Below are 24,370 nucleotides of genomic sequence, written 5' to 3' on the forward strand. Positions count from 1 at the left end.
TTGCGCTTATTGCCGCGGCGGGTCTTCCGGTTCCCGCGGGTCGTGCGTTTCGTGCCCGGCATAGCCGAGCGTCGCGCGGCCCTGCACCGGCCCCGCGACGTCGGCGACGAGGTAGAGCGGCCGCCGTTTCGATTCGACGTAGAGCCGCCCGAGATATTCGCCGATCATGCCGAGCACGAACATCTGCACCGCGCCGAGCACGACGACGACCAGCATCGTCGACGTCCAGCCCTGCACCGCCGAACCCGTCAGCCAGCCGATGGCGATATAGACGATCAGCAGCAGCGACGCCGCGGTCAGCCACAGCCCGACATGGCTGGCGAAGCGCAGCGGCGCGGTCGAAAAGCCGGTGACCGCGTCGAGCGCGAAGCGGATCATCTTGCCCAGCGGATATTTGGTGTTGCCGGCATGGCGTTCGGCCCGGTCATAGGCGAACGGCACCTGGCGGAAACCGATCCAGGCGACCATGCCGCGAACGAATCGCGCCTGTTCCGGAAGCGCCAGGAAGGCATCGAGCGCACGCCGGCTCATCAGCCGGAAATCGCCGGTGTCGAGCGGGATGGGGGTATCCGTCACGCGGTCGAGCACGCGGTAGAAGGCCGCCGCCGTCAGCCGCTTGAAAAAGGTCTCGCCCTCGCGCTTGCGCCGGACGGCATAGACCACGTCGGCCTGCTGTTCGGCCATCGCCCGGCGCATGTCGGCGAGCAGTTCGGGCGGATCCTGCAGATCGGCGTCGATGATCAGGATTTCATGCCCCGCACACAGGTCGAGCCCGGCGGTAAGCGCCAGTTGGTGCCCGTGGTTGCGCGACAGGTTGATGGCGACGAGGTGCGGGTCCTCCGTCGACAACCGCTGCATCACCGACCAGCTTTCGTCGCGCGATCCGTCGTTGACGAACACCAGTTCGTAGCTTTCGCCCACGGCCGTGCGCGCGGCGGCGGACACGCGCGCGTGCAGCGCTTCCAGGCAATGTTCCTCGTTATAGCACGGAACGACGACGGAGAGCTGCGGCGATGTCATGGCGGGTCTCCTTAGCGCGCTTGCCGGTCGCCGTCATGATCCGAAATGCGGATGTCGGCGCGGTGGCCGGGGGCAGGGAGCCGGGGGCAGAGGCGTCAGGCCTCCACCACGCCGTCGGGGCGCAGGCGTTCGGCCGCGCTCACCGCCTCCGCCGCGCGCAGGGCCGCCAGCAATTTCATCAGATGGGCGGCGTCGCGCACCTCGATATCGATGATGTTGGTGTGGAAGGTGGTGTCGCGATTATCCAGCCGCAGGCCGGTGATATTGGCCCGGTAGGTGCCGATGATGGTGGCGATCACGCCCAGCGACCCAGGCTCGTTGCGCAGCGTGACGGCGACCCTGGCGATGCCGCCCTCGGCGCCTTCGCCCCAGGCGAGGTCGGTCCAGTCGGCATCCTCCAGCGCGTCGAGGGCGGGGCAGTCGATCGCGTGCACCTCGATCGCCGCGCCGGGACGGCGGATGCCGACGATCCGGTCGCCCGGCACCGGACGGCAGCACCCGGCGATGTCATAGGCGATGCCCGGCGTCAGTCCCGTGATCGAGATGGCATGCTGTTGCGGCGGCAGCGGTTCCGCGGCCTCCGCCTGGCCGTGGTCATAGCCGGGCAGGAGCGCCGCCATCACCTGTTCGTCCGTTACCTTACGCTGGGCGATCGCCTGCATCAGCGCCGACTGATCGGGCAGTTTCAGCCGCTTCAGCGCGTCGTTCAGCACGTCCTTGCCGATGGCGACGGGCAGGCGGGCGACGATTTCGTCATAGAGTTTCTGCCCCATGGCGACGATCTCGTCGCGTTCGCGGTGGCGCAGATGGCGCCGGATCGCGGCGCGCGCCTTGCCGGTGATGGCGAAGTTCAGCCAATAGGCCTGCGGCGCCTGCGCCTTGGAGCGCAGGATCTGGACCTGGTCGCCATTGTCGATGGCGGCGCGCAACGGAACGACGCGTCCGTTGATCTTCGCGCCCACCGCCTGATCGCCGAGATCGGTGTGAACGGCATAGGCGAAGTCGATCGGCGTCGCGCCCTTGGGTAGCTGGATCAGCTCGCCCGCGGGCGTGAAGGCGAAGATCCGGTCCTGGTACATCGCCATGCGGGTATGTTCGAGCAATTCCTCGGCATCGGCGGCATTGTCCAGGATCTCGACCAAATCGCGGATCCAGCTTACCTGCGTATCGGGACGGACGGCATTCTGCTTGTAGGCCCAGTGCGCGGCCAGCCCGTATTCGGCCTGGGCGTGCATTTCCTGCGTGCGGATCTGGATTTCCACGCGCTGGTTGCCGGCGTGCATGATCGTGGTGTGCAGCGAGCGATAGCCGTTGCGCTTGGGCGTGGAGATGTAATCCTTGAACCGTCCCGGCACCATCGGCCAGCGGCGATGGATGATGCCGAGGGCGCGATAGCATTCCTCCTCGCTTTCGACGATCGCGCGGAACGCCATGATGTCGGACACCTGTTCCAGGCTGACATGGCGTTCCGACATCTTCTTCCAGATGGAATAGGGATGCTTTTCGCGTCCCGAAATCTCCGCATCGACGCCGCTGCGCGACAGCAATAGCTTCAGGTCCGACGCGATGCGGACGATCCGGTCGTCGCCGCCTTCCTTCAGCGTTTCCAGGCGCCTGGTGATCGATTCATATGCTTCCGGTTCGAGTTCGCGGAAGGCGAGCGTCTGCATCTCCTTCATGAATTCGTACATGCCGATCCGCTCCGCCAGCGGAGCATAGATGTCCATCGTCTCGCGCGCGATACGCTGGCGCTTTTCCGGTTTGGCGATGTGGTGCAGCGTGCGCATGTTGTGCAGCCGGTCGGCCAGCTTGACCAGAAGCACGCGGATGTCGTCCGACATGGCGAGCAGGAACTTGCGCAGATTTTCGGCCGCGCGCTCATTTTCGGTCTGCGCCTCGATCTTCGACAGCTTGGTGACGCCGTCCACCATGCGCGCGACCGAAGACCCGAACTTGGCGAGGATTTCCTCGGGCGTGGCGACGGTGTCCTCGATCGTGTCGTGCAGGATCGCGGTGGCGATCGTCTCGTCGTCGAGGTGCAGGTCGGTCAGGATACCCGCGACCTCGATCGGATGGCTGAAATACGGGTCGCCCGAGGCACGCTTCTGCGATCCGTGCGCCTGCATCGAAAACACATAGGCGCGGTTGAGCAACGCCTCGTCGGCGTCCGGATCGTAGTCAAGGACCCGATCGACCAGTTCATATTGGCGCAGCACACCATCTAGATGGGACCGCGCGCCGCTGCTTTGCAATCGTTTTTCAACAACTGGTGCTGCGCCGCATCATGTCCGGCCCGCCTTTGCGGACGGCGCGGTTGCCGCTAAGCTGCCGGACATGGCTGATCCCTTGAGAGAACCGCTGCGCGAACTGGCCGCCTGCTGCAGCCTTCCGGCGGCGCTGGAAGCCATGGGTGAGCGTTGGTCGTTCCTCATCCTGCGCGCGGCGTTCAACGGCCTGCATCATTTCGAGGAATTCCAGTCGGAACTCGGCATCGCGCGCAACATCCTGGCGAACCGGCTGGCCCGCCTCGTCGGCCACGGCATCCTGGAGCGCCGGCCATTGCCGGAGGACCGGCGCAAGATCGAATACCGGCTGACGGAAAAGGGCTTTGCGCTGTTGCCGACGATGGTTGCGCTGCGCCAGTGGGGCGAGCGGTGGGAAACCGGCGTGGCGGCGAACCCGATCCTGGTCGACGCCCGCGATCGCAAGCCGATCGCCCAGGTGTCGGTGCGCGCGCATGACGGCCGGGTGCTGGAAAAGGACGACCTGGTCTGGGCGCTGCCCGAGGATGTTTACGGCAAGGCCGAAGCTGCCGAATAAGCGGCGGCGCGGCGCCGGCGGGTCCGGTCAGTCCCCGGTTTCGGCCGCCGGCTGGTCCTCCGGGGCCGACGCCGCGCGCTGCTTTTCATTATATTCCCGCATCTCGGGCGTCAGTACGTGCCCCCACGGCACCAGCGCCCAGATCCGTTCGTGGAAATAGAAGAGGAGGATCTTGGTGAAGATCTCCGTGCTGGCGATGGCGCCCGCGGCCGACACGTTGCCGGTGAACAGCCAGCTCAGCACGAACGTGTCGATGCTGCCCAGTGCGCGCCACGAGAACGCCTTGGTGATCGAGCGGGGATGGCTTTCGACACCGCGAAACAGGAACATGCCGGCCTACGCCGATCGTGCTTCGGGCGTGGCGACGCCCATGCTCTGGAAATAGCGCTTCACGTTGCGCGCCGCCTGACGCAGCCGTTGTTCGTTCTCCACCATTGCGATCCGTACATAGCCTTCACCGTTCTCGCCATAGCCGACACCGGGCGCGACCGCGACCTTGGCATGGGTTAGCAATTGTTTGGAGAACTCAAGGCTGCCTAAATGCGCCAGCGCCGGCGGCAGGGGCGCCCAGGCGAACATGGAGGCCGGCGGCGACGGGATCTCCCACCCGGCGCGGGCGAAGCTTTCGACCAGCACGTCGCGCCGGTTCTGATAGCGTTGCCGGTTCTGTTCGACGCAATCCTGAGGCCCGTTGATCGCGGCGACGGCGGCGGCCTGAACGGGGGTGAACGCGCCGTAATCAAGATAGGACTTCACCCGCGTCAGCGCGGCGATCAACTGCTTGTTGCCGACCGCGAAGCCGATCCGCCAGCCGGCCATGGAATAGGTCTTGGACATGCTGGTGAACTCGACCGCGACGTCCTTTGCGCCGGGCACCTGCAGGATGGACGGCGTCGGCCTGCCGTCGAAATAGATTTCCGAATAAGCGAGGTCGGACAGGATCCAGAGCCCGTTTTCCTTCGCGAAGGCGACGACGCGTTCGTAGAAGTCGAGGTCGACCACCTCCGCCGTGGGGTTGGATGGATAGCCCATGACTAGCACCGACGGGCGCGGCACGGTATAGTGCACCGCCTTTTCCAGCGCCTCGAAATACCGCTCGTCAGGCGTGGTCGGCACGCTGCGGATGGTCGCGCCGGCGATGATGAAGCCGAAGGTGTGGATGGGATAGGACGGATTGGGCGCCAGAATCACGTCGCCCGGCGCGGTGATCGCCTGGGCGAGGTTGGCGAGCCCTTCCTTGGAGCCCAGCGTGACCACGACCTCGCTTTCCGGGTCGAGGTCGACGCCGAAGCGACGGCCGTAATATTCCGCCTGGGCGCGGCGCAGGCCGCGAATGCCCCTGGACGCCGAATAGCCGTGCGCATCGGGCTTGCGCGCGACCTCGGCGAGCTTGTCGACGACATGGTCGGGCGGCGGCATGTCGGGATTGCCCATGCCGAGGTCGATGATATCCTCGCCCGCCGCGCGCGCCGCAGCCCGCATGCCGTTCACTTCGGCGATGACATAGGGCGGCAATCTGCGGATGCGATAGAATTCGTCGGACATGCGTTGGACCTCCAGAGCCGTGAATCGCTTGGCACGGTCCGACAGGTTATAGGTTGCGTCGAGCGGTCTCCCAAGGAGAGAAAAATATGCCGGAGGAAAGTATTACGCAGGAAAACCCCACCGGCGGCACCGCGACCCTGGCCGAACTGCAGCACTGGACCTGGCTGCTGGGACGCGCGCAGCAGATGCTGCTGGAACACGGCATTCACACGATGAACGCGGGTGCGCTGCCCGGCTGGAGCGATCCCGCGGCGTTTGCCCGCGCCAGCGCCGATTTCTGGTCCGATTCGATGAAGCTGTGGCAGCGCTTTCTCGATCCGGCCAAGGCGGAGGCGGCGGAGATCGCGCCCGAACATGCGCGCGACAAGCGGTTCCGGGCGCCGCAATGGCACGAGGACCCGCTGTTCGACTTCCTGCGCCAGAGCTATTTCCTGATTTCCGACCACATGCTGAAGGGCGTCGACGCGCTGGAAGGCGTCGACCCGAAGCAGAAGGAACAGATCCGCTTCGCCACGCGCCACTTCATCGACGCGATGAGCCCCACGAACTTTCCCGCGACCAATCCGCTGGTGATCGAACGGATCATCGAAACGCGCGGCGAGAATCTGCTCAAGGGGCTGGAGAACATGCTGACCGATCTCGGCCGGGGGCAGCTCACCCATACCGACGAGACAGCGTTCGCTGTCGGCGAGAATATCGCGACGACGCCCGGAAAGGTGGTGAAGCGCACGCCGCTTTACGAACTGATCCAGTATTCGCCCACGACCGAGCAGGTGTACGAAACGCCGCTGATCATCTTCCCGCCCTGGATCAACCGCTTCTATATCCTCGACCTGACGGCGGAAAAGAGCTTCATAAGATGGGCGGTCGACCAGGGGCTGACGGTCTTCGTCTGTTCGTGGAAATCGGCCGATGCGTCGCTCGCCGACATATATTGGGACGATTATGTCGAGCGCGGGCAGATCGACGCCATCGACACGGTTCGCGACCTGCTGGGCGTCGAGGCGGTGCACACGGTCGGCTATTGCGTGGCGGGCACCACCCTGGCGGCGACGCTCGCCATCCTGGCGGCGCGGGGCGAGGCGGAAAAGGTGAGGAGCGCCACCTTCTTCACCGCCCAGGTGGATTTCGCCGATGCGGGCGACCTGCAACTCTTCGTCGACGACGAGCAGATGAAGCTGATCGAGACGCTGGCGACCGATGGCTTTCTCGACGGCCGCTACATGGCGGCGACGTTCAACCTGCTGCGCGGGCGCGACCTGATCTGGAACTATGTCGCCAACAATTATCTGCTGGGCGAGGATTACGCGCCGTTCGACCTGCTGCACTGGAATGCCGACGTCACCAATCTGCCGGCCGGGTGGCACCGGTCCTATCTGCGCGATCTCTATCGCGACAACAAGCTGGCGACGCCGGGCGGCATGGTGATCGCCGGAACGCCGGTCGACCTGTCCCGCGTCACGACACCGACCTATGTCCAGGCCGGACGCGAGGATCATATCGCCCCGGCGTCGAGCGTGTGGAAGATCACGCATCACTTCGCCGGGCCGCTGAAATTCGTGCTGGCCGGGTCCGGCCATATCGCCGGGGTGGTCAACCCGCCATCGTCTGGCAAATACCAATATTGGACCAACAGCGAGGCGGTCGAAACGCTGACGGAGTTCGTCGCCGGGGCGAAGGAGACCAAGGGAAGCTGGTGGCCCGATTGGATCGCCTGGATCGCGGAGCAGGCGCCGGACAAGGTGGAAGCGGTGAAGGCGCGCATTCCGGGCAAGGGCAGACTGAAGGCGCTGGGCGATGCGCCGGGGACCTATGTAAAGGCGCGCTGAACCCGGCCGCGAGACGGTGCGGAAGCGTCATGTTGCGGTGCACAAATACCGCTTGCGAAGTCCCTTGCGAATCGGTATATGCTGCACCGCAAAATCAGGTGATCGAGCAGGAGGCCAGGACTGTGGCCAGCAGGAACCCGCCCAGGGGCGCGAAGAAGACCACCCCCCGCAAGACGACGCAGCGTCGGGCCCCGGCGAAGACGGCGAGGTCCGAGGCGAAGACCACGCCCGCCGCAAAACCGGCTGAGCCGAAGCGTGCGGCCGCTGTCGCGAAGGCGCCGTCCGCACCGCCCGCAACTCAGCCACCCGCAACTCAGCCAAAGGCCGCGCCTGCGCCCGCAAAGCCGGCGGAAAAGATCCCGGAAAAGGTCGCGGAGGCAAGCCGCCCCGAGATTGCCGCTCCGGCAAAGCCCGCCGCTCCCGCGGCCAAGAACAGCGAAGCGGCAGCGATGGTCGCAGCCGACGATACCGAGACCGCCGCGCAGCCGGCGACACGCACCCGGAAGGAAGCAACCACCATGGCTAGCACTGCAGAAAAGACGATGGACAAGTCCCAGGCGATGTTCGCCGACATGAACGACCGCACCAAGGCGGCGATGGAGAAAAGCTCGAAGATGGTCGAGGAAATGAACGACTTCGCCAAGGGCAATGTCGAGGCGATGGCCGAATCCGGCCGCATCACCGCCAAGGGGCTGGAATCGTTCGGCCGCGACGCCGCCGAATATAGCCGCAAGTCGTTCGAGACCATGACGGCCGCGATGAAGGAAATGGCATCGGCCAAGTCGCCGACCGACTTCTTCAAGCTGCAGAGCGACTATGTCCGCTCCGCCTTCGATTCGGCGGTTGCCGAAGCGTCGAAGCAGAGCGAGGCCATGCTGAAGCTGGCCGGCGAAGCGTCGCAGCCGCTGTCGAACCGCGTTGCGGTCGCCGCGGACAAGGCCAAGACCGTGGCCTGATCCGGGGATACGGCGCCTCAGGCGTCCGCACGGGAAAAGAGGGCGGCCGGTCCTTCGGGACGGTCGTCCTTTTCTTTGCGCGTTAAACCACTTTGTGCGGGTCCGGCACCATTTCCGCCCTTGTCGAGCAGGCCCGCAATGCCATATTTTCGATCTGTGATGGTTTCAGTTCCGTATCACCCGATCCAGATGGCCGAGGACGGCGACGGCCTCGACGATGACGATGCCGCGACCGGCGTCGCCACGCGCACGCGCGCGAAGACCAAGAAGCCCACGCCCTATCGGGTATTGATGCTCAACGACGACTATACGCCCATGGAGTTCGTCGTCCTTTGCCTGCAGCGCTTCTTTCGCATGAGCATGGAGGATGCGACGCGGGTGATGCTCCACGTCCATCAGAAGGGCGTCGGCGTGTGCGGCGTGTTCAGCTACGAAGTGGCGGAAACCAAGGTGGCGCAGGTCATGGACTTCGCGCGCCAGAACCAGCATCCGCTGCAATGCACGCTGGAAAAGGCCTGATACCCGGCAAGCCGGCCGGCTTCACCGTGGAACCGGCAGCCAGTCGATCTCGATCCCCTCGAAGCGGTTGACGTAATTGGCCGACCGCGCGAGCACGCTTTCGTCCAGCAACGTCACATGGCCGTTCACCCGCGCGATCGACCCTTCCTGCTCCAATTGGCGCAGCATCCGGTTGACGTGAACCGATGTTAGGCCGGTCGCGTCGCCGATCTCTTCCTGCGTCAGGCCCAGCGTGAAGCTGTTGTCGATCGACTTGTCGGTCGCCCGCAGCCGGTCGCGAAGCTCCAGCAGCAGCGCGCCGACACGCGCCTTGGCGGTGGTGCGCCCCAGCATGGCGAGCCGATCGGTCAGCGATACCCGTTCGATCTGGTTCACGACCAGGATGAGCGCCGCCAGGCGGGGATGCTGTACGATGAGGTTGGACAATGCCGACCGGTCGAACGGGCAGACGACGCAATCCGACAGCGCGCACAGCGCCTCCGGCGATCCGCGGTACAGAATGCCGGGCAGGCCGATCATGTCGCCGGGAAACAGGAAGCGCAGGATCTGCCGGCTGCCGTCCTCGAGCAGCACATAGCTCATCATCATGCCCCGGCGCAGGATATAAAGCTCGTGGTCGGGTTCGTTCTCGCGCTGCAGCACGGCCCCCCGGCGCAGATTGCGCTCGCGCGCTTCCAGTTGTTTCAGCGCCTGGATCTCATTGTCGGTGAGTTCGACCAGGTCACTGAGGATTTCCGCAAAACAGCTCGCCGATCGGCTCAACGTCATCACCCCCGATTTTCGCTCGAAAGAGCAGCGCGCCGGCGACGGCGCATTAAAGTCGGTTAAGCTCTGCGAATTGGGCGGACTTTCCCTTGCCCTTGCATGGCCGTGGCCACGCGATAGAAGGTGCCCGATGGATCGCATTCTCATTCGCGGCGGCACGCCGCTTTCCGGCCGCATCGCCATTTCCGGCGCCAAGAACGCGGCGCTCGCGCTGATGCCCTGCGCGCTCTTGACCGACGAGCCGCTGACGCTCAGAAACCTGCCGCGCCTGGCCGATGTCGACAGTTTCGGCCACCTGCTCAACCAGCTCGGCGCCTCGACGCAGATCGAGGGCGCCCGGCCGGCCGATTTCGGCCGGGTGATGACGATCCGCGCGGGCCGCCTGACCGCGACCGAGGCGCCCTATGACATCGTGCGCAAGATGCGGGCGTCGATCCTGGTGCTCGGCCCGCTGCTCGCCCGCGCGGGCGAGGCGACGGTGTCGCTGCCGGGCGGCTGCGCCATCGGCAACCGGCCGATCGATCTGCACCTGAAGGCGATCGAGGCGTTGGGCGGGGAGATCGAGCTGGCCGCGGGCTATGTGAAGGCGACAGCACCCGGCGGGCGCTTGCGCGGCGGGTGCTATACCTTCCCGGTCGTTTCGGTGGGCGCGACCGAGAATGCGCTGATGGCGGCCGTCCTGGCCGAAGGAACGAGCGTGCTGGAAAACGCCGCGCGCGAGCCCGAGATTGTCGACCTCTGCAACCTGCTGGTGGCGATGGGCGCGTCGATTTCCGGCATCGGCACCGAACGGATCGAGATCGAGGGCCGCGACCGGCTGCACGGCGCCACCTACCGCGTGATGCCCGACCGGATCGAGGCGGGAAGCTATGCCTGCGCGGCCGCAATCACGGGTGGGTCGCTGGACCTGGTGGGCGCGGCGGCGGGCGACATGCGCGCCACGCTGAACGCGCTCAGCGATGCCGGCGTGGCGATCGAGGAACGCCAGGATGCGATCCGCGTGGAAGCGTCGAACGGCATGGGGCCGCTGACGCTGTCGACGGCGCCCTTTCCCGGCTTCGCCACCGACATGCAGGCGCAGTTCATGGCGATGCTGTGCAAGGCCGACGGCGCCAGCGTGCTGACCGAGACGATCTTCGAGAACCGCTACATGCACGTGCCGGAACTGGCGCGGATGGGCGCGCATATCGAGGTGCGCGGGCGCGCCGCCTTCGTGCGCGGCAATACCGACCTGATCGGCGCGCCGGTGATGGCGACCGACCTGCGCGCATCGATGAGCCTGATCATCGCCGGCCTGGCCGCCAGGGGCGAGACGCAGGTCAACCGCGTCTATCATCTCGACCGCGGCTATGAACGGCTGGAGGAAAAGCTGAAGGCCGTCGGCGCCGACATTGAACGCGTCGGCGACGGCTGATGCGGGCGCAGGTGGCGGCGATCCACATCTGCAAGGCGTGCGGCACCGCCTATCGCGAAAGCGCGGCCCCGCCGGAGCGCTGCCCGATCTGCGAGGACGAGCGCCAGTTCGTGCCGCCGGGCGGCCAGAGCTGGACGACGCCGGACGCGGTTGTGCGGGGCCATGCGAATGCGTGGCGCCGGCACGAGCCGGGCCTGTTCGAACTGCGCACCCGGCCCTCCTTTGCCATCGGGCAGCGGGCGTTCCTGGTGCGCACGCCGGCGGGCAACGTGCTGTGGGACTGCCTGACGCTGCTCGACGATGCGACGCGCGAGATCGTCGCGGCGCTGGGCGGGCTGAGCGCCATCGCGATCTCGCACCCGCATTATTATTCCACGATGCAGGACTGGGCCGAGGCGTTCGACTGTCCGATCCACCTGCACGCCGCCGATCGGCAATGGATGATGCGCGCGCATCCCGCCATTCGCTTCTGGGACGGTGACCGGCTGGAGCTGCTGCCCGACCTGACGGTGCTTCGCCTCGGCGGGCATTTTCCCGGCGGTTGCGTGCTCCACTGGGGCAAGGGCGCGGACGGTGCGGACGCCCTGTTGAGCGGCGACATCGTACAGGTCACGCCCGGCCGGGACCGGGTGTCGTTCCTGTGGAGCTATCCCAACATGATGCCGCTGTCGGCCGGATCGGTGCGGCGTATCGCCCACATGCTCGCGCCGTGGCGGTTCGAGCGGATCTACGGTGCCTTTGCCGGGCGCGAGGTGCTGGCGGATGGCAATGGCGTGGTAGCGCGGTCGGCTGCGCGCTATGTCGAGCTGCTCGAAGGCGAACAGCCCTAGGACCGATCGACATTCAGCCCTGACGGCCTGCAAATGGCGGCTTTGCGAGCTTCCGGTGCTCACGACCCTTTAGGTCGCTGCGCTCCGGGTCACGCAAAACCACCATTTTCGGCTCATCATCTTCTGAATGTCGGTCGATCCTAGCGCCCGGTCCTGGAGTCCTTCGACGCTGATCGCGGCAACGGTAATCCTCCCCTGGAAGGGAGGGGGACCGCGCGCAGCGCGGTGGAGGGGTACACGGCGGCGGGCGGCGGACACCCCTCCGTCAGTCCTTCGGACTGCCACCTCCCCTTTCAGGGGAGGATTACCGTGACGCTAGCCGGTCACCGCGGCGATGCCGGCGTCGATCGCCGCATAGATTTCGTCCAGTTCGTCGTCGCTGACGCAATAAGGCGGCATGACATAGACGGTGTTGCCCAGCGGCCGCAGCAGGATGTCGCGCTCGCGGAATATCCGGGCGAGCCGCGGCCCGATATCGGACAGATAGGCACCGTCGGGATCGCCGATCTCCATCGCGGTGATGGTGCCGCACCGGCGCAGATTGTGGACCGCCGGATTATCGCGGTAGCGCGCGATCTGGGCCGCCTGGCGCTCGCACAGATCGGCGATCCCCTCACGCACCGGCTCGTCGCGCCAGATGGCGAGATTGGCCACGCCCGCCGCGCATGCGATCGGGTTGGCGGTGTAGCTCGACGAATGGAAGAACATCGTCGCCTTGTCGGTCGAACAATGCGCATCGAAGATCGGTTTCGTCGCCATGGTGACGGCGAGCGGCACCGCGCCGCCGGTCAGCCCCTTGGACAGGCAGACGATGTCGGGAACGATGTCGGCCTGCTCGCATGCCAGCAGCGGGCCGGTGCGGCCCCAGCCCGTCATCACCTCGTCGGCGATGAACAACACGCCGTGCTTCGCACAGATGTCGCGCATCGCGGCAAGGATTTCCGGCGGGTATATCAGCATGCCGCCCGCGCCCAGCACCAGCGGCTCCACGATCAGCGCGGCGAGCGGCTCCGGCCCGCGGCATTCGGCCTCCAGCGCGTCGAGCGTCGCCTGTTCCGATCCCGCGACCGGAAAGGGCAGGGTGGCGACGTCGAACAGCAGCGGGGCATAAGCCTGGTTGAACACGCCGCGTTCGCCCACCGACATGCCGCCGATGGTGTCGCCGTGATAGCTGTGCTGCATGACGGCGATGCGGTGCCTTGGCTCGCCGATATTGCGCCAATAGCCCAGCGCCATCTTCAGCGCGACCTCCACCGCCGTGGACCCGCTGTCGGAATAGAAGACGTGCGCCAGCGGCTCCGGCATGATCTCCGTCAGGCCGCGCGCCAGCGCCTCGGCCGGCTCGTGCGTCCAGCCGGCGAAGATGATCTGGTCGAGCGCCTTCGTCTGTTCGGCGATCGCGGCCATGATGCGCGGGTGGCGATGGCCGTGCGTCGTCACCCACCAGGAGGAAATCGCGTCGATGATCCGCCGGCCGTCCCCGGTCCACAGGCAACTGCCCCCGGTGCGCACGACCTTCGGGATCGGTTCGCCCAGCCCGTGCTGGTGGAATGGGTGCCAGACGGGTGAGGTCATCGGAAATCCGCTATGGTGAAATGATCGGCAAAGGCGGCGCGCAGCGCCTCCGGCGTCAGCGAGGGAAGGCGGGGGAGGCGACCGAGACGGCGGACGCCGGCCATTTCCGCGATCACGCTCTCCGTCTCCTCATTCGCGTCGCCGACAAAGGCGATGCCGAGCAGCGGGACGCCGCGTGCGCGCAACGCCTCCACGGTCAGCAGCGAATGGTTGATCGTGCCGAGTTCGGTACGTGCGACGACGACCGTGGGACAGTGCCACCGCGCGAAAATGTCGGCATAGGTCAGCGAGCGCGTCAGCGGCACCAGCGCGCCGCCCGCGCCTTCCACGATCAGCGGTCGATCGCAGACGGGAAGCGCCAGCCGCTCCGCCGCGATCGTCACGCCGTCGATGGCGGCGGCCTGATGCGGCGAGCAGGGGGTGGTGAGGCGATAGGCCTCCGGCAGCAGCCGGTCTGTGCTCATGCCGGCCAGCCGGGCGACGCGCTCGCGGTCGCTGCCGCCGTCGAGCCCGGCCTGCACCGGTTTCCAGTAGCAGCCGTCCAGCGCGCCGGTGAGCGCGGCGGAGAAGACGGTCTTGCCGATTTCGGTATCGGTGCCGGTGACGACGACGGCGTTGCTCATCGCAAGCCTTGCGCCAACGCGGCGTCGAGTGCGTCGATCGTATCCATGCCGATATTGGTGGTGATCGACAGCCGCAACCGCGAGGTGCCGGCCGGGACCGTCGGCGGGCGGATGCCGCGTATATCGTATCCCTGCCGTTGCAGCGTCGTCGCGACCGCCATCGTCCGCACCTCTTCGCCCAGGATCAGTGGCAGGATCTGCGATCCGGTAGCAGTGGCGCCGTGGCGCGCCAGCCGCTGCCCCGCATGGCGGGCGAGCGCGAGCAGGGTCCGGCGGCGTTCGGGCTCGTCGGCGACGATCCGCAACGCTTCGCGGACCGCGGCGGCCATCAGCGGCGACGGCGCGGTCGAGAAGATGAAGGGCCGGGCGCGATTGACCAGGAAATCGATCGCCGTGCGAGGGCCGCAGACGAGCGCGCCCTCGCAGCCGAGCGCCTTGCCGCAGGTATGCAGGGTGATGACGTTCTCGCCGCCTTCGATCTCGGCCGCCAGCCCACGGCCGTCGGGGCCGAACACGCCCGTGGCGTGCGCTTCGTCGATCAACAGCATTGCCCCGTGCCGGGCGGCGATCGCCGCCAGGTCTTCCAGCGGCGCGCGGTCGCCGTCCATGCTGTAGAGGCTTTCGACCGCGATCCACGGCGTGCCGGTGCCGCCTTCGCCGCGATAGCGGCGGATCGCATCCTCGACCGCCTGGGCGTCGCCATGTTCCGCGACAACCGCCGGGCAGCGGGCGAGGCGGATGCCGTCATGCGCGCTCGCGTGGATCAGCGCGTCGTGAACGATCAGGTCGCCGCGCTGTGGCAGCGTCGCGAGCAGTGCCGCATTGGCGGCATAGCCGGTGGCGAAGAACAACGCGGCTTCGGCGCCGAAGAACGCGGCGGCTTCGCTTTCGAGCGCTTCGTGTTCGGGATCGTTGCCGCGCAGCAGCCGCGACCCGCCCGAGCCGATTCCGATACCGCGATCGAGCGCGTCGCGGACGGCCGAGATCAGGCGGGCGGAATCGCGCAGCCCGAGATAATCGTTCGATGCGAAGTCATGGCCCGATCGCGGTTGCAGCGAGCGGCGGCGATGGGCGGTTTCGAGATCGCCAAGATGATCGGCCAGGGGCTGGAGAATCGCCATTGCCGGCTGACTAGCGCCTGCGGGCCGCGATGGCGAGGCGCGGACAGGAATTCGCGGTAGTGGGCGTGCAATCCGCCCGGCTTGCCGGCGATGAGGACGCACGACGAATCCGGAGTGCCGGCCGGCCGGGGATCGTTGCGGAAAATGGTGCTGCCGGTGAGGATTGAACTCACGACCTCAGCCTTACCAAGGATGCGCTCTACCACTGAGCTACGGCAGCACTCGCGCAGCGTGCGCTGGCGGAGCGGGCCTATGTGCAGGTACGCCCCGCATTGTCAACCCGTAGCGGGCGGACTATCGCGGCGATATGAGCCGGGACGACGAGAAGAAGCAGCGGCTGGCGCAGGCGTTGCGGGCCAATCTCAGGCGCCGCAAGGCACAGGCGCGGGACAAGCGCGACGGGGAAGAGCGCTCGGTTCCCGCTTCGCCGCCAGAATCGACCGATTGACGCGGTGATTTCCCTGAGCTTTCACCGTTCGTGCTGAGCCTGTCGAAGCACTGGCCTCTCGCCTGAAGAAAGTGCGGCCCTTCGACAAGTTCGGGGCAACGCGGCATTTCGTCTCGACCTTTGCGGCTCTTCGATAAGCTCAGGGCTATGCGGGATCTGTTTGCGGGCTTGAGGCTCAGCCGATCGTCGCGCATTTCTTTTCCAGCCAGGCGCGGTCTTCGTCGTCCAGCAGCGGGCCGATCCGGTCGAGCACGCGCTGGTGATAGGCATCGAGCCAGCGCAGTTCTTCCGCGTTCATCAGCATCGGCTCGATCAGGTTCCGCTCGATCGGGGCATAGGTCAGCGTCTCGAAGCCCAGCACCTGCGCCTCGGCGCCTGTCACCTCGTGCGGGACGACCAGCACCAGGTTCTCGATGCGGATGCCGTACTCGCCGGCCTTGTAATAGCCGGGCTCGTTCGAGCATATCATGCCGGCGACCAGCGGCTCGGCGGGGCCGCCACCGGGATAATTGGGCTTGGCGATGCGTTGCGGCCCTTCATGCACGCCCAGATAGGCGCCGACGCCGTGGCCGGTGCCGTGCGCGAAGTCGAGCCCGGCTTCCCAGAGCGGCTGGCGCGCGAAGCTGTCGAGCTGGCCGCCGGTCGTGCCCTCGGGAAAGCGCGCCCGGTCGATGGCGATATGGCCCTTCAGCACGCGGGTGAAGCGGTCGCGCATCTCCGCAGACGGTTCGCCGACCGGCACGGTGCGGGTGATGTCGGTGGTGCCGTCTTCATATTGCCCGCCCGAGTCGATCAGGAAGAGCTGCCCCTTTTCGAGCTTCGCATTCGACGTTTCATCGACGCGGTAATGCGGGCTCGCGCCGTGACCGCCGGTCGCCGAGATGGTGTCGAACGACGTGTCCTTGAGCAGCCCGGTTTCCTTGCGGAAATCGAGCAGCTTCGCCGCGGCGGTCAGTTCGTCGACACCGCCCTTCGGCGCTTCGCGCTCGATCCAGTGGAGGAAGCGCACGATCGCCGCGCCGTCGCGCAGTTGCGCCTGGCGGTGCCCGGCAATCTCGGCCTCGTTCTTGATCGCCTTGGCGAGGACCGCCGGGTCGCGCACCGGCAGCACCTTCGCGCCACCCTGTTCCAGCGCGTCGAAAATCGCGGCGACGCCGAAGCCGGGATCGACCGCGACGCGCTTGCCCGAGAAGCCCCTGAGCGCTTCGCCGAATGCTGTTCGGTCATGGATGCGCACGGCGTTGCCGAGATGCTGGCGCACCGCATCGGTCATCTTCGCCGGGTCGATGAAGAGGTCGGCGGTGCCGTCCGAGTGGATCACCGAATAGCTCAGCGTGACCGGCGTATGCTCGACATCGCCGCCGCGCACGTTGAACGTCCATGCAATCGAATCGAGTGCCGACAGGACCACCGCATCGGCCTTGCGCCCGGCGAGCCAGTCGGCGATTTCGGCGCGCTTGTCGGCCGAGGAGCGACCGGCCGCCTTTTCGGGATAGACTTCCATCCTCGCCGGCGAGGGGGCGGGGCGGTCGGACCAGATCGCATCGATCGGATTGCTTGCGACCGGCACCAGCTCCGCGCCGCGTTCGGCAAGCGCCTTCGTCGCCTCGCGCACCCAGCTCCGCGTGTGCAGCCATGGGTCATAGCCGATGCGGCCACCCTCGGGCGCGTGGTCGCGCAGCCAGTCGGACATGCTCGTCGCGGGCACCGCGACATATTCGTAATCGTCGCCCGACACCTGTTCGCGCACCTGCAGGGTATAGCGGCCGTCGGTGAAGATCGCCGCCGCCTCCGGCAGCACCACGGCGTTGCCGGCCGAACCCTCGAACCCCGTCAGCCAGGCGAGGCGCTGGGCATAGGCGCCGACATATTCGCTCATATGCTCATCCGTCAGCGGCACGACGAAGCCGTCGAGCCGGTCGGCCCGCAACTGTTCGCGAAGGGCCTTGAGTCGGTCGGAATGGGTGGACATCGTTTCACTCTCGCACGGTTAGATTCACAACTTTCGCGGCGTTCCCTTGCAAAGATTGCGCGAGCCCGACCGATTGTTGCGGGCAGCAACCTTCGGCAGCCGGAGTGCCGCCACGGCGTTTGGAGGCCTTGTGGCAGATTTGCCGCGTGCGGGACAGGGGCGCTCGGTGGTCATATCCGTGCGCCTGACCGCGCAGGAGCACTATCGGCGGCGAACCGTCGCGATCGCGTTCGGATCGTCGCGCAGTTTCAGGAACAGCCGGCCGTCCTTCGTCGCCGGCACGGGGATCGCGGTGGCGGTGAAGCCGTCGGGAACGGCGACCGCATCCGTCAGGCGCGGGTCGGTGGCGATCGCCTCGATCAGGAACAGCCGCGTTCCGCTGAGCGTGCAACGTCTGTCGGAGTCGCAGTCGATCGCGCTGATCGCGGGGAGGCGGACGACGGTTGCCAGGGGCGTCCAGGCGCTTGCCGTATCACCGCGCAGCACGCGGAAGCGCAGCGCGCCTTTCGTCATCGGGCCGAGCGCGTCGGCGGGGATCATCGACACGATGCCGGTTCGCGCGTCCTGCAGGTCATATCCCTTCCCGGCGGCGACCGTTGCGGTGCCCCCTTCGGCGGCGGCGATCTCGATCGTCTCGCGGCCGGTGAGCGGCGTGTCGCCGGTCAGGCGGAAGGCGAAGGTCAGGCGCGCGTCCTGGGGTACGAAGCCGTCTGCGCTCAGCGTGACGGGCAGGGTGTCGCCCGCGGCGCCGCGCTGCGTTGAAAGGCTGAGAATCCGGGCACGCGCACGCGGCGGCGCGATCGTCGCCATGAGCTGGCGATCGCGCCCGCCGGCAAGGGCGACGATGGCCGTCAGGCGCTGCCCGGCGGCCAGCTCCGCCGCCGCCGCCGGATCTGCGGCCGCGAGCGTCAGGCGGTCGCGCCGGCCATCCCGTTCCAGCCCGTCGGGGCGGAAGATGACTGGCCCGAGCTTCACCTGCCCGACCTGGTCGAGCCGCGTTCCCGTCAGCACCGCTGCCGGGTCGCCGGCGTGGAACGTCAGGCGGTCGATCGCGGCGGCTTCCTCGGTCGCGGGCAGCGTCACCGTCTGCGGCGCATCGGTGCCGGTCTGATGGATCAGCAGCGTCACCGGCCCCGCCTTCGCCTTGCCCAGCGGCAGCGTCAGTGTGAGGCGGCCGGCGTCGGTCGCCGACCATGCGATGGGTTGCGCCGAGCCGCCCTGCGGCCGCATCGTGACCGACGAGACGCAGCCCGCCGGGCCGCCGTTCAGCGACAGGCCGTTGTCGCGCCCGACCACGAGCGATGTGTTGCCCTCCGCCCGCCACGCGCCGGCGGCCGGATTCGACAAGGTGAAGCGTGGCCCGTCGAACGCCGTGAAGCCCCATCTGCCGTGGAGTCGCGCCTCGACATCGGGCGCGAGCTTGTCGGAGGGGAGCGTACCGGTCAGCACGAAGCCACCGCGTTCGGCGTCGGCGACGACCGGCAGGTCGATGGTGGTGCCGCCCTTGCCGGTCAATCGCAGCGCCATGTCGCGGGCGTAGCGGGTGGCAAAGACCAGTGGCGCGCCGTCGACCGGCAGGGCCATGCCCGGCGCGGCGCAAAGCAGGCGGCCGGGATGCGTCGGGCGCAACGGCGGCGGCTTGGCCGGCTCGATCGCGGGCAGGGCGGCGACCATCACCGAGGTCGGCTTTCCGAAGGACAAAGGCGCATTGAGCAGCAGCCCGCCGCGACCGTCGTGCAGGCGGGCGAGCGCCGGGATATATTGAAGCTGGGTCGACTCGAACGCGCCGAAGATGCGGAAGATGTCGCGGACCACCCCGATATAGGGGCTGTAATAGCCATAACCGCCCTGCGGTGTCGCGCTGAGTTGCAGGGCGAGATCGGTGGGCGCGCCCACCAGCGTCGAGGCGAGCGACGAACTGTGCGTGTCGGCGAGCAGCAGCGATTCGCGGTCCTGCGTCAGGCAGGCGGCCTGCAGGTCGACGGGCTGGCGCAGGCAGGCGGCGTCGAGCCGGATCGCCAGGCTGCGCGTCAGCGCCTTGGAGGCGTCGTCGATGCGGGTGGGATCGCGTTGCTCCACGGCGCGGACGCCGCGCAGGAAGGCGTCGAGCCGGGCGCGGTCGAGCGCGGCCTGGTTCAGTTCCTGCACCGCGCGGACGAAGGTGCCGGGGCGATCGCGCACCATATCCACCACCGCGTCGAAATCGCCGCCATCCTCCGGCATCAGGAACAGGACGGCCTGTTTCGCACCGGCGGGCACGACCAGCGAAAGCTGGTTTTCGTCCTCGTCCCACGTTTCGGCATCGTGGAACCAGTCGCGCGGGGGGCGATCGGTCGCGCCGCGCAGAAAGGCGGCGATCAGGCGATAGCGGGTGCGCTGCCCCTCGGGCAGGTCGAGCTTGATCGACAGACGGTCGCCGGGTGCGAGATTGGGCACCCATTCGATCGGCAGGGTCATGCCGTCATGCGTCACCGCAACGCGGATCCGTGGCCCCGCGAGGTCGAAGGGCGCCGATCCGGCGTGCGCGGCGGGCAGGCCCGCGGCGAGGCCGAGCAGCGCGAGGAGCGGAATGAGCAGCTTTGTCACGCGAACCATGGATACTCTTCTGCGAACCGCCGCGTCTCTTGCCGCGGGCGCGTGTCAGGAATGAGGTCTTGCCGCGGGCGCGTGTCAGGAATGAGGCGAAAATCGCGCGCCGGGCGGCGCACCGGGTTCAATCGATTCCCTGATTGTCACTGACCGAGCATAATCGTTTCGCTCGATTGAAAACGCGGCGTAGCATTTCAGGTGTCGAATCGGGGTGAAAATGCCCGTGAGGAACCAGGAGACGGAAAATGGACGCCAAGACCAATGACCCGCTCGGCGGCGGATGCCCGATGAACCGGGAGGCGACGCGGTCGCTCCTGGGCCGCACCAACCGCGACTGGTGGCCGAACCAGCTTTCGATCGACATCCTCCACCAGCACGGCTTGTCGGGCAATCCGATGGGCGACGATTTCGACTATGCGGAAGCGTTCAAGCAGCTCGACCTCGCCGCGGTGAAGCGCGACCTTACCGCGCTGATGACCGACAGCCAGCCGTGGTGGCCGGCCGATTACGGGCATTACGGCCCGTTCCTGATCCGCATGGCGTGGCACTCCGCCGGCACCTATCGCACCGGCGACGGACGTGGCGGCGCTTCGTCGGGCAATCAGCGCTTCGCTCCGCTCAATTCGTGGCCGGACAATGCCAATCTCGACAAGGCGCGGCGCCTGCTCTGGCCGATCAAGAAGAAATACGGCCGCAACCTGAGCTGGGCCGACCTGATGATCCTGGCCGGCAACGTCGCCATCGAATCGATGGGCGGCCCGATCTTCGGCTTCGCCGGCGGGCGCGAGGACATCTTCGAGCCCGAAAAGGACGTCTATTGGGGCACGGAAGAGGAATGGGTCGGTGAGGAAGGCAGCCTGACCCGCATTCACGAGGAAGAAGGCCGGGCGCTGGAAAACCCGCTCGCCGCGATCCAGATGGGCCTGATCTACGTCAATCCCGAAGGACCGGGCGGCGTTCCCGATCCCGCACAGTCGGGCCGCGACATCCGCGAGACCTTCGCGCGCATGGCGATGAACGATTACGAGACGGTCGCGCTGACCGCGGGCGGACATACTTTCGGCAAGTGCCACGGTGCGGGCGACGCGTCCAAGGTCGGCGCCGAGCCCGAGGGCGCGGACATCGCGATGCAGGGCCTCGGCTGGCAGTCGGGGCACGAATCGGGCGTCGGCGATCATACCATCACCAGCGGCCTGGAAGGTTCGTGGACGCCCACGCCCATCACGTGGGACATGAGCTATTTCGACATGCTGCTCGACCATGAATACGAACTGGTCAGGAGCCCGGCCGGCGCGCAGCAGTGGCAGCCGGTCGGCAATCCGGAGGACACCCAGGCGCCCAAGGCCCATACGCCGGGCACGAAGGTGCCGACGATGATGACCACCGCCGACATGGCGATGAAGGTCGATCCCCAATATCGCAGGATCATGGAGCATTTCCGCGAAAACCCGGCAGAATTCGCCGACGCCTTCGCGCGTGCCTGGTTCAAGCTGACGCACCGCGACATGGGACCGAAGGTCCGTTATCTCGGCCCTGACGTGCCCGATGAAGACCTGATCTGGCAGGACCCGATCCCGCAGGCGGACTATATGCCGATCGGCGACGCCGACGTGGCCGAACTCAGGAAGCGGATCGCCGATTCGGGCCTTTCGGTTGCACAGCTCGTAAAGACGGCATGGGCTTCTGCCTCGACCTTTCGCGGGTCGGACAAGCGCGGCGGGGCGAATGGCGCGCGCATCCGGCTGGCGCCGCAGAAGGACTGGGAGGTCAACGAACCGGCCGAACTTGCCAAGGTGCTCAAGGTCTATGAGCGCATCAAGGCCGATTTCGATGGTGCGGCCTCTGGCGGCAAGAAGGTGTCGATCGCCGATCTGATCGTGCTCGGCGGCTCGGTCGGGATCGAGAAGGCGGCGAAGGAGGCGGGACATGACGTGACGGTTCCGTTCAGCCCCGGCCGCGTCGATACGACCGACGAGCTGACCGATGCGGAGAGTTTCGAACCGCTCGAGCCCAAGGCGGACGGGTTCCGCAACTATCTTTCGGTCCGCTTCAGCGTGCCGACTGAGGAGCTGCTGGTCGATCGTTCGCAGCTTCTGGGCCTGTCCGCGCCGGAAATGACGGTGCTGGTCGGCGGCCTGCGCGTGCTCGGCGCCAATCATGGCGGATCGCGGCACGGCGTCTTCACCGATCGGCCGGGGCAGCTCACCAACGATTTCTTCGTCAATCTGCTCGACATGGGCACGGCGTGGAAGGAAGTGGACGAGGCCGGCGACGAGGAATTCGTCGGCACCTGCCGCCGGACCGACGAGGAGAAATGGACGGCGACGCGCACCGACCTGGTGTTCGGTTCCAACTCGCAGCTCCGCGCGATCTCGGAGGTCTATGCGACCGACGATGCGGGCGACAAGTTCGTGGCCGATTTCGTCGCCGCCTGGGTGAAGGTGATGAACGCCGACCGGTTCGACCTCGCCTGACCCGTTCCTGAATGCTCGCCCTCCCGCCGTGCGGGAGGGGTTCCAGGAGGGCCGGTTGCCGTCAATGATGTGGAAGGGGGAGTTTGCCCTCCCCCGGCCCCTCCCGCGCAGCGGGAGGGGAGGTAGGCCGGTCAGCGGGCCGGCGCGATCCGCCAGACGGTGTTGGACAGGTCGTCCGCGACGATCAGCGCGCCGCGTGGATCGACGGTGACGCCGACCGGACGGCCGTAGGTCTTTCCGCCTTCGTCCCTGAAGCCCGTCACCACATCGACCGGCTTGCCGGCCGGGCGGCCGTCGCGGAAGGGCACGAAGACCACCTTGTAGCCCGACGGGTCGCTGCGGTTCCAACTGCCATGCTCGCCGACGAAGGCGCCGCTCGCGAAGCGCGGACCCATGGCGGGCGTCGAAAAGGCGAGGCCGAGCGGCGCGACATGGTTGCCCAGCGCATAGTCCGGTGCGATCGCCGCGGCGACCTTTTGCGGGTCCTGCGGCTTCACCCGCGAATCGACGTGCTGGCCCCAATAGCTGTAGGGCCAGCCGTAAAAGGCCCCGTCGCGCACCGAGGTCAGATAGTCGGGAACGAGGTTCGAGCCCAGCTCGTCGCGCTCGTTCGCCACGGTGAACAGCGCGCGCGTCTGCGGCTCGATCGCCAGCGCGGTGGGATTGCGGATGCCTGTGGCGAAGGTGCGGTGCGAGCCGGTGCGCGGATCGACCTGCCAGATCCGGGCGCGTTCGACCTCGGCCGCCATCCCGTTCTCGGTGATGTTGCTGTTCGATCCGATACCGACATAGAGATAGCGTCCGTCCGGCCCGGCGGTGAGCGCCTTGGTCCAGTGATGATTGATCTCCGAGGGCAGGTCGGTGACCTTGACCGGCGCGCCGGCGGCCCGCGTCTCGCCGCCGCGATAGGGGAAGCGCACCAGCGAGCCCTGGTTGGCGACGTAGAGCTGGTGGCCGATCAGCGCCAGGCCGTAGGGTGCGTCGAGATTGTCGGCGAAGACCGAGCGTCCCTCATACCGACCGTCGCCGTCCGCGTCGCGCAGCAGGGTGAGGCGATCGCCGCCCTTCACCGAGGTCGTGCCCTTCGCCTTCAGATAGCCCGCGACGAGATCCTTGGGATTGCGCGTGGATTCGTGACCGCCCTTGCCCTCGGCGACCAGGATGTCGCCATTGGGTAGCACCAGCGTCTGGCGCGGCACCTTCAGATCGGTGGCGATCGCGGTGACGGTATAGCCGTCCGGCACGGTCGGCCGCCGATCGCCCCAGCCGGCCGGATCGGCGATCTTCATGTTGGGCAGGAGACCGCGATGCGGCTTGGGCAGTCTGGGGTCGGGGCCGTAGTGCGCCTGGTCGGCATCGCCGCCGCCGCATCCGGCGAGCAGAGCGGGCAGGAGGGCGGCGGCGAGAATGGTGGCGGTCTTCATGCGCGTTCTCCCATCCGCAGGCCGATCAGGCCGATGACGATCCCGGCGATCACGAGCAGGGTGGTGAGGATCGAGAGGATCAGCGCGGCCGGCATCGCGCCCCAGGCGTCCCTGGCATGGACGAGCGAGCCGATGAAGCCGAGCACCCAGGCCGCGAGCAGTACCAGGAAATACGGCACGGTCGCGCCGCGGAAGCGGATGAGGTCGACGATCGCCCAGATGAGCGCCAGCCCGGCGAAGACCAGCCCGCCGGCATTCATCCAGGATCCGAAGTTCGTCCATTGGATGAAATAGCTGGCGTTATAGGCCAAATCGCTGAGCGCCGTGCCCAGAAACAGCGAGAAGGCGCCCCCGAGCAGGACGGCGTGAAGCGGATGGAGTGCGTGTTCGCGCGCCCGGTGGAATCTGATCGCCATGCTGGCCTTTCCTTCTGCCGGCCCCTGTAC

At 67.1% G+C, this 24,370-nt stretch carries 20 protein-coding genes and 1 tRNA gene; 8 read left to right on the top strand and 13 right to left on the bottom strand.

What is annotated here, in order from left to right:
• Window positions 1-6: 6 nt before the first annotated feature.
• Both RPR59_RS03670 and RPR59_RS03675 read right to left on the bottom strand, forming a co-directional pair.
• Window positions 7-1,020 (bottom strand): glycosyltransferase family 2 protein, encoded by a 1,014-nt coding sequence (locus RPR59_RS03670; protein WP_313916771.1) that lies wholly within the window; start codon window positions 1,018-1,020, stop codon window positions 7-9.
• 95 nt (window positions 1,021-1,115) lie between these two features.
• On the bottom strand, window positions 1,116-3,236 hold the full coding sequence (locus tag RPR59_RS03675; RefSeq protein WP_313916773.1) for a RelA/SpoT family protein: 2,121 nt from the start codon (window positions 3,234-3,236) through the stop codon (window positions 1,116-1,118).
• Window positions 3,237-3,354: 118 nt separating this feature from the next.
• Here RPR59_RS03675 and RPR59_RS03680 point away from each other — a divergent pair, with 118 nt between their 5' ends.
• Complete coding sequence (locus RPR59_RS03680) at window positions 3,355-3,840, top strand: winged helix-turn-helix transcriptional regulator (RefSeq protein ID WP_313916775.1); 486 nt, start codon at window positions 3,355-3,357, stop codon at window positions 3,838-3,840.
• 27 nt (window positions 3,841-3,867) lie between these two features.
• On the opposite strand, the gene RPR59_RS03685 is transcribed toward RPR59_RS03680, so the two are convergent.
• Window positions 3,868-4,170 carry a DUF2061 domain-containing protein gene (locus RPR59_RS03685; RefSeq protein ID WP_313916778.1) on the bottom strand — a complete coding sequence of 101 codons (303 nt, stop codon included), beginning with the start codon at window positions 4,168-4,170 and terminating at the stop codon, window positions 3,868-3,870.
• A gap of 6 nt (window positions 4,171-4,176) precedes the next feature.
• On the bottom strand, window positions 4,177-5,385 hold the full coding sequence (locus RPR59_RS03690; protein ID WP_313916780.1) for an LL-diaminopimelate aminotransferase: 1,209 nt from the start codon (window positions 5,383-5,385) through the stop codon (window positions 4,177-4,179).
• 86 nt (window positions 5,386-5,471) lie between these two features.
• On the opposite strand from RPR59_RS03690, the gene RPR59_RS03695 reads away from it, so the two are divergent.
• From RPR59_RS03695 to clpS, 3 genes are all read left to right on the top strand, one after another.
• Complete coding sequence (locus tag RPR59_RS03695) at window positions 5,472-7,214, top strand: PHA/PHB synthase family protein (RefSeq protein ID WP_313916782.1); 1,743 nt, start codon at window positions 5,472-5,474, stop codon at window positions 7,212-7,214.
• A 518-nt stretch (window positions 7,215-7,732) separates the two neighbouring features.
• Window positions 7,733-8,170 carry a phasin family protein gene (locus RPR59_RS03700; protein ID WP_313916784.1) on the top strand — a complete coding sequence of 146 codons (438 nt, stop codon included), beginning with the start codon at window positions 7,733-7,735 and terminating at the stop codon, window positions 8,168-8,170.
• Between the two features lie 189 nt (window positions 8,171-8,359).
• On the top strand, window positions 8,360-8,689 hold the full coding sequence (clpS, locus tag RPR59_RS03705) for an ATP-dependent Clp protease adapter ClpS (RefSeq protein ID WP_313918310.1): 330 nt from the start codon (window positions 8,360-8,362) through the stop codon (window positions 8,687-8,689).
• A 21-nt stretch (window positions 8,690-8,710) separates the two neighbouring features.
• Here clpS and RPR59_RS03710 read toward each other — a convergent pair whose 3' ends face one another.
• The gene (locus tag RPR59_RS03710; RefSeq protein WP_313916786.1) at window positions 8,711-9,457 is read right to left on the bottom strand and encodes a Crp/Fnr family transcriptional regulator; all 747 of its coding nucleotides are present in this window, start codon (window positions 9,455-9,457) and stop codon (window positions 8,711-8,713) included.
• 127 nt (window positions 9,458-9,584) lie between these two features.
• Here RPR59_RS03710 and murA point away from each other — a divergent pair, with 127 nt between their 5' ends.
• Window positions 9,585-10,868: a UDP-N-acetylglucosamine 1-carboxyvinyltransferase gene (gene murA / locus RPR59_RS03715; RefSeq protein ID WP_313916788.1), complete on the top strand. Its 1,284-nt coding sequence runs from the start codon at window positions 9,585-9,587 to the stop codon at window positions 10,866-10,868.
• Window positions 10,868-11,698 carry an MBL fold metallo-hydrolase gene (locus RPR59_RS03720; protein ID WP_313916791.1) on the top strand — a complete coding sequence of 277 codons (831 nt, stop codon included), beginning with the start codon at window positions 10,868-10,870 and terminating at the stop codon, window positions 11,696-11,698. The genes murA and RPR59_RS03720 overlap by 1 nt, the downstream gene beginning before the upstream one ends.
• 315 nt (window positions 11,699-12,013) lie before the next feature.
• On the opposite strand, the gene RPR59_RS03725 is transcribed toward RPR59_RS03720, so the two are convergent.
• The 4 genes from RPR59_RS03725 to RPR59_RS03740 form a co-directional block, all read right to left on the bottom strand.
• Window positions 12,014-13,273: an adenosylmethionine--8-amino-7-oxononanoate transaminase gene (locus tag RPR59_RS03725; protein ID WP_313916793.1), complete on the bottom strand. Its 1,260-nt coding sequence runs from the start codon at window positions 13,271-13,273 to the stop codon at window positions 12,014-12,016.
• Window positions 13,270-13,896, bottom strand: coding sequence for a dethiobiotin synthase (gene bioD / locus RPR59_RS03730; protein WP_313916796.1), 627 nt, complete (start codon window positions 13,894-13,896; stop codon window positions 13,270-13,272). The genes RPR59_RS03725 and bioD overlap by 4 nt, the downstream gene beginning before the upstream one ends.
• Window positions 13,893-15,017, bottom strand: a complete 1,125-nt coding sequence (locus tag RPR59_RS03735; protein WP_313916798.1) for an 8-amino-7-oxononanoate synthase — start codon at window positions 15,015-15,017, stop codon at window positions 13,893-13,895. Before RPR59_RS03735 ends, bioD begins: the two co-directional genes overlap by 4 nt.
• A 145-nt stretch (window positions 15,018-15,162) precedes the next feature.
• Window positions 15,163-15,237: transfer RNA gene (locus tag RPR59_RS03740), tRNA-Thr, on the bottom strand.
• 87 nt (window positions 15,238-15,324) lie between these two features.
• Here RPR59_RS03740 and RPR59_RS03745 point away from each other — a divergent pair.
• The gene (locus RPR59_RS03745) at window positions 15,325-15,465 is read left to right on the top strand and encodes a hypothetical protein (RefSeq protein ID WP_313916800.1); all 141 of its coding nucleotides are present in this window, start codon (window positions 15,325-15,327) and stop codon (window positions 15,463-15,465) included.
• 175 nt (window positions 15,466-15,640) lie between these two features.
• Here RPR59_RS03745 and RPR59_RS03750 read toward each other — a convergent pair whose 3' ends face one another.
• Together RPR59_RS03750 and RPR59_RS03755 are read right to left on the bottom strand one after the other, a co-directional pair.
• Window positions 15,641-17,437, bottom strand: a complete 1,797-nt coding sequence (locus tag RPR59_RS03750; RefSeq protein WP_313916802.1) for an aminopeptidase P family protein — start codon at window positions 17,435-17,437, stop codon at window positions 15,641-15,643.
• Between the two features lie 201 nt (window positions 17,438-17,638).
• Complete coding sequence (locus tag RPR59_RS03755) at window positions 17,639-20,032, bottom strand: hypothetical protein (protein WP_313916805.1); 2,394 nt, start codon at window positions 20,030-20,032, stop codon at window positions 17,639-17,641.
• A 239-nt stretch (window positions 20,033-20,271) separates the two neighbouring features.
• Between RPR59_RS03755 and katG the strand changes: the two genes are divergently transcribed.
• Complete coding sequence (katG, locus tag RPR59_RS03760) at window positions 20,272-22,500, top strand: catalase/peroxidase HPI (RefSeq protein WP_313916807.1); 2,229 nt, start codon at window positions 20,272-20,274, stop codon at window positions 22,498-22,500.
• Between the two features lie 131 nt (window positions 22,501-22,631).
• Here katG and RPR59_RS03765 read toward each other — a convergent pair whose 3' ends face one another.
• Entirely contained in the window at window positions 22,632-23,924 is a 1,293-nt protein-coding gene (locus RPR59_RS03765; protein WP_313916808.1) for a PQQ-dependent sugar dehydrogenase, read from the bottom strand.
• A complete protein-coding gene (locus RPR59_RS03770; protein WP_313916810.1) occupies window positions 23,921-24,340 on the bottom strand; it encodes a hypothetical protein in 420 nt (139 codons plus the stop codon). The genes RPR59_RS03765 and RPR59_RS03770 overlap by 4 nt, the downstream gene beginning before the upstream one ends.
• Window positions 24,341-24,370 lie beyond the last annotated feature (30 nt).

Source organism: Stakelama saccharophila (genome assembly GCF_032229225.1).
Classification (GTDB): Bacteria; Pseudomonadota; Alphaproteobacteria; order Sphingomonadales; family Sphingomonadaceae; genus Sphingomonas; species Sphingomonas saccharophila.

What these genes read in the sequence shown, in the direction of transcription:
- RPR59_RS03670 (WP_313916771.1), bottom strand. Translation starts at nt 1,020, where the DNA reads ATGACATCGCCGCAGCTCTCCGTCGTCGTTCCGTGCTATAACGAGGAA.
- RPR59_RS03680 (WP_313916775.1), top strand. Translation starts at nt 3,355, where the DNA reads ATGGCTGATCCCTTGAGAGAACCGCTGCGCGAACTGGCCGCCTGCTGC.
- RPR59_RS03685 (WP_313916778.1), bottom strand. Translation starts at nt 4,170, where the DNA reads ATGTTCCTGTTTCGCGGTGTCGAAAGCCATCCCCGCTCGATCACCAAG.
- RPR59_RS03690 (WP_313916780.1), bottom strand. Translation starts at nt 5,385, where the DNA reads ATGTCCGACGAATTCTATCGCATCCGCAGATTGCCGCCCTATGTCATC.
- RPR59_RS03695 (WP_313916782.1), top strand. Translation starts at nt 5,472, where the DNA reads ATGCCGGAGGAAAGTATTACGCAGGAAAACCCCACCGGCGGCACCGCG.
- RPR59_RS03700 (WP_313916784.1), top strand. Translation starts at nt 7,733, where the DNA reads ATGGCTAGCACTGCAGAAAAGACGATGGACAAGTCCCAGGCGATGTTC.
- clpS (WP_313918310.1), top strand. Translation starts at nt 8,360, where the DNA reads ATGGCCGAGGACGGCGACGGCCTCGACGATGACGATGCCGCGACCGGC.
- RPR59_RS03710 (WP_313916786.1), bottom strand. Translation starts at nt 9,457, where the DNA reads ATGACGTTGAGCCGATCGGCGAGCTGTTTTGCGGAAATCCTCAGTGAC.
- murA (WP_313916788.1), top strand. Translation starts at nt 9,585, where the DNA reads ATGGATCGCATTCTCATTCGCGGCGGCACGCCGCTTTCCGGCCGCATC.
- RPR59_RS03720 (WP_313916791.1), top strand. Translation starts at nt 10,868, where the DNA reads ATGCGGGCGCAGGTGGCGGCGATCCACATCTGCAAGGCGTGCGGCACC.
- RPR59_RS03725 (WP_313916793.1), bottom strand. Translation starts at nt 13,273, where the DNA reads ATGACCTCACCCGTCTGGCACCCATTCCACCAGCACGGGCTGGGCGAA.
- bioD (WP_313916796.1), bottom strand. Translation starts at nt 13,896, where the DNA reads ATGAGCAACGCCGTCGTCGTCACCGGCACCGATACCGAAATCGGCAAG.
- RPR59_RS03735 (WP_313916798.1), bottom strand. Translation starts at nt 15,017, where the DNA reads ATGGCGATTCTCCAGCCCCTGGCCGATCATCTTGGCGATCTCGAAACC.
- RPR59_RS03745 (WP_313916800.1), top strand. Translation starts at nt 15,325, where the DNA reads ATGAGCCGGGACGACGAGAAGAAGCAGCGGCTGGCGCAGGCGTTGCGG.
- RPR59_RS03750 (WP_313916802.1), bottom strand. Translation starts at nt 17,437, where the DNA reads ATGTCCACCCATTCCGACCGACTCAAGGCCCTTCGCGAACAGTTGCGG.
- RPR59_RS03755 (WP_313916805.1), bottom strand. Translation starts at nt 20,032, where the DNA reads ATGGTTCGCGTGACAAAGCTGCTCATTCCGCTCCTCGCGCTGCTCGGC.
- katG (WP_313916807.1), top strand. Translation starts at nt 20,272, where the DNA reads ATGGACGCCAAGACCAATGACCCGCTCGGCGGCGGATGCCCGATGAAC.
- RPR59_RS03765 (WP_313916808.1), bottom strand. Translation starts at nt 23,924, where the DNA reads ATGAAGACCGCCACCATTCTCGCCGCCGCCCTCCTGCCCGCTCTGCTC.
- RPR59_RS03770 (WP_313916810.1), bottom strand. Translation starts at nt 24,340, where the DNA reads ATGGCGATCAGATTCCACCGGGCGCGCGAACACGCACTCCATCCGCTT.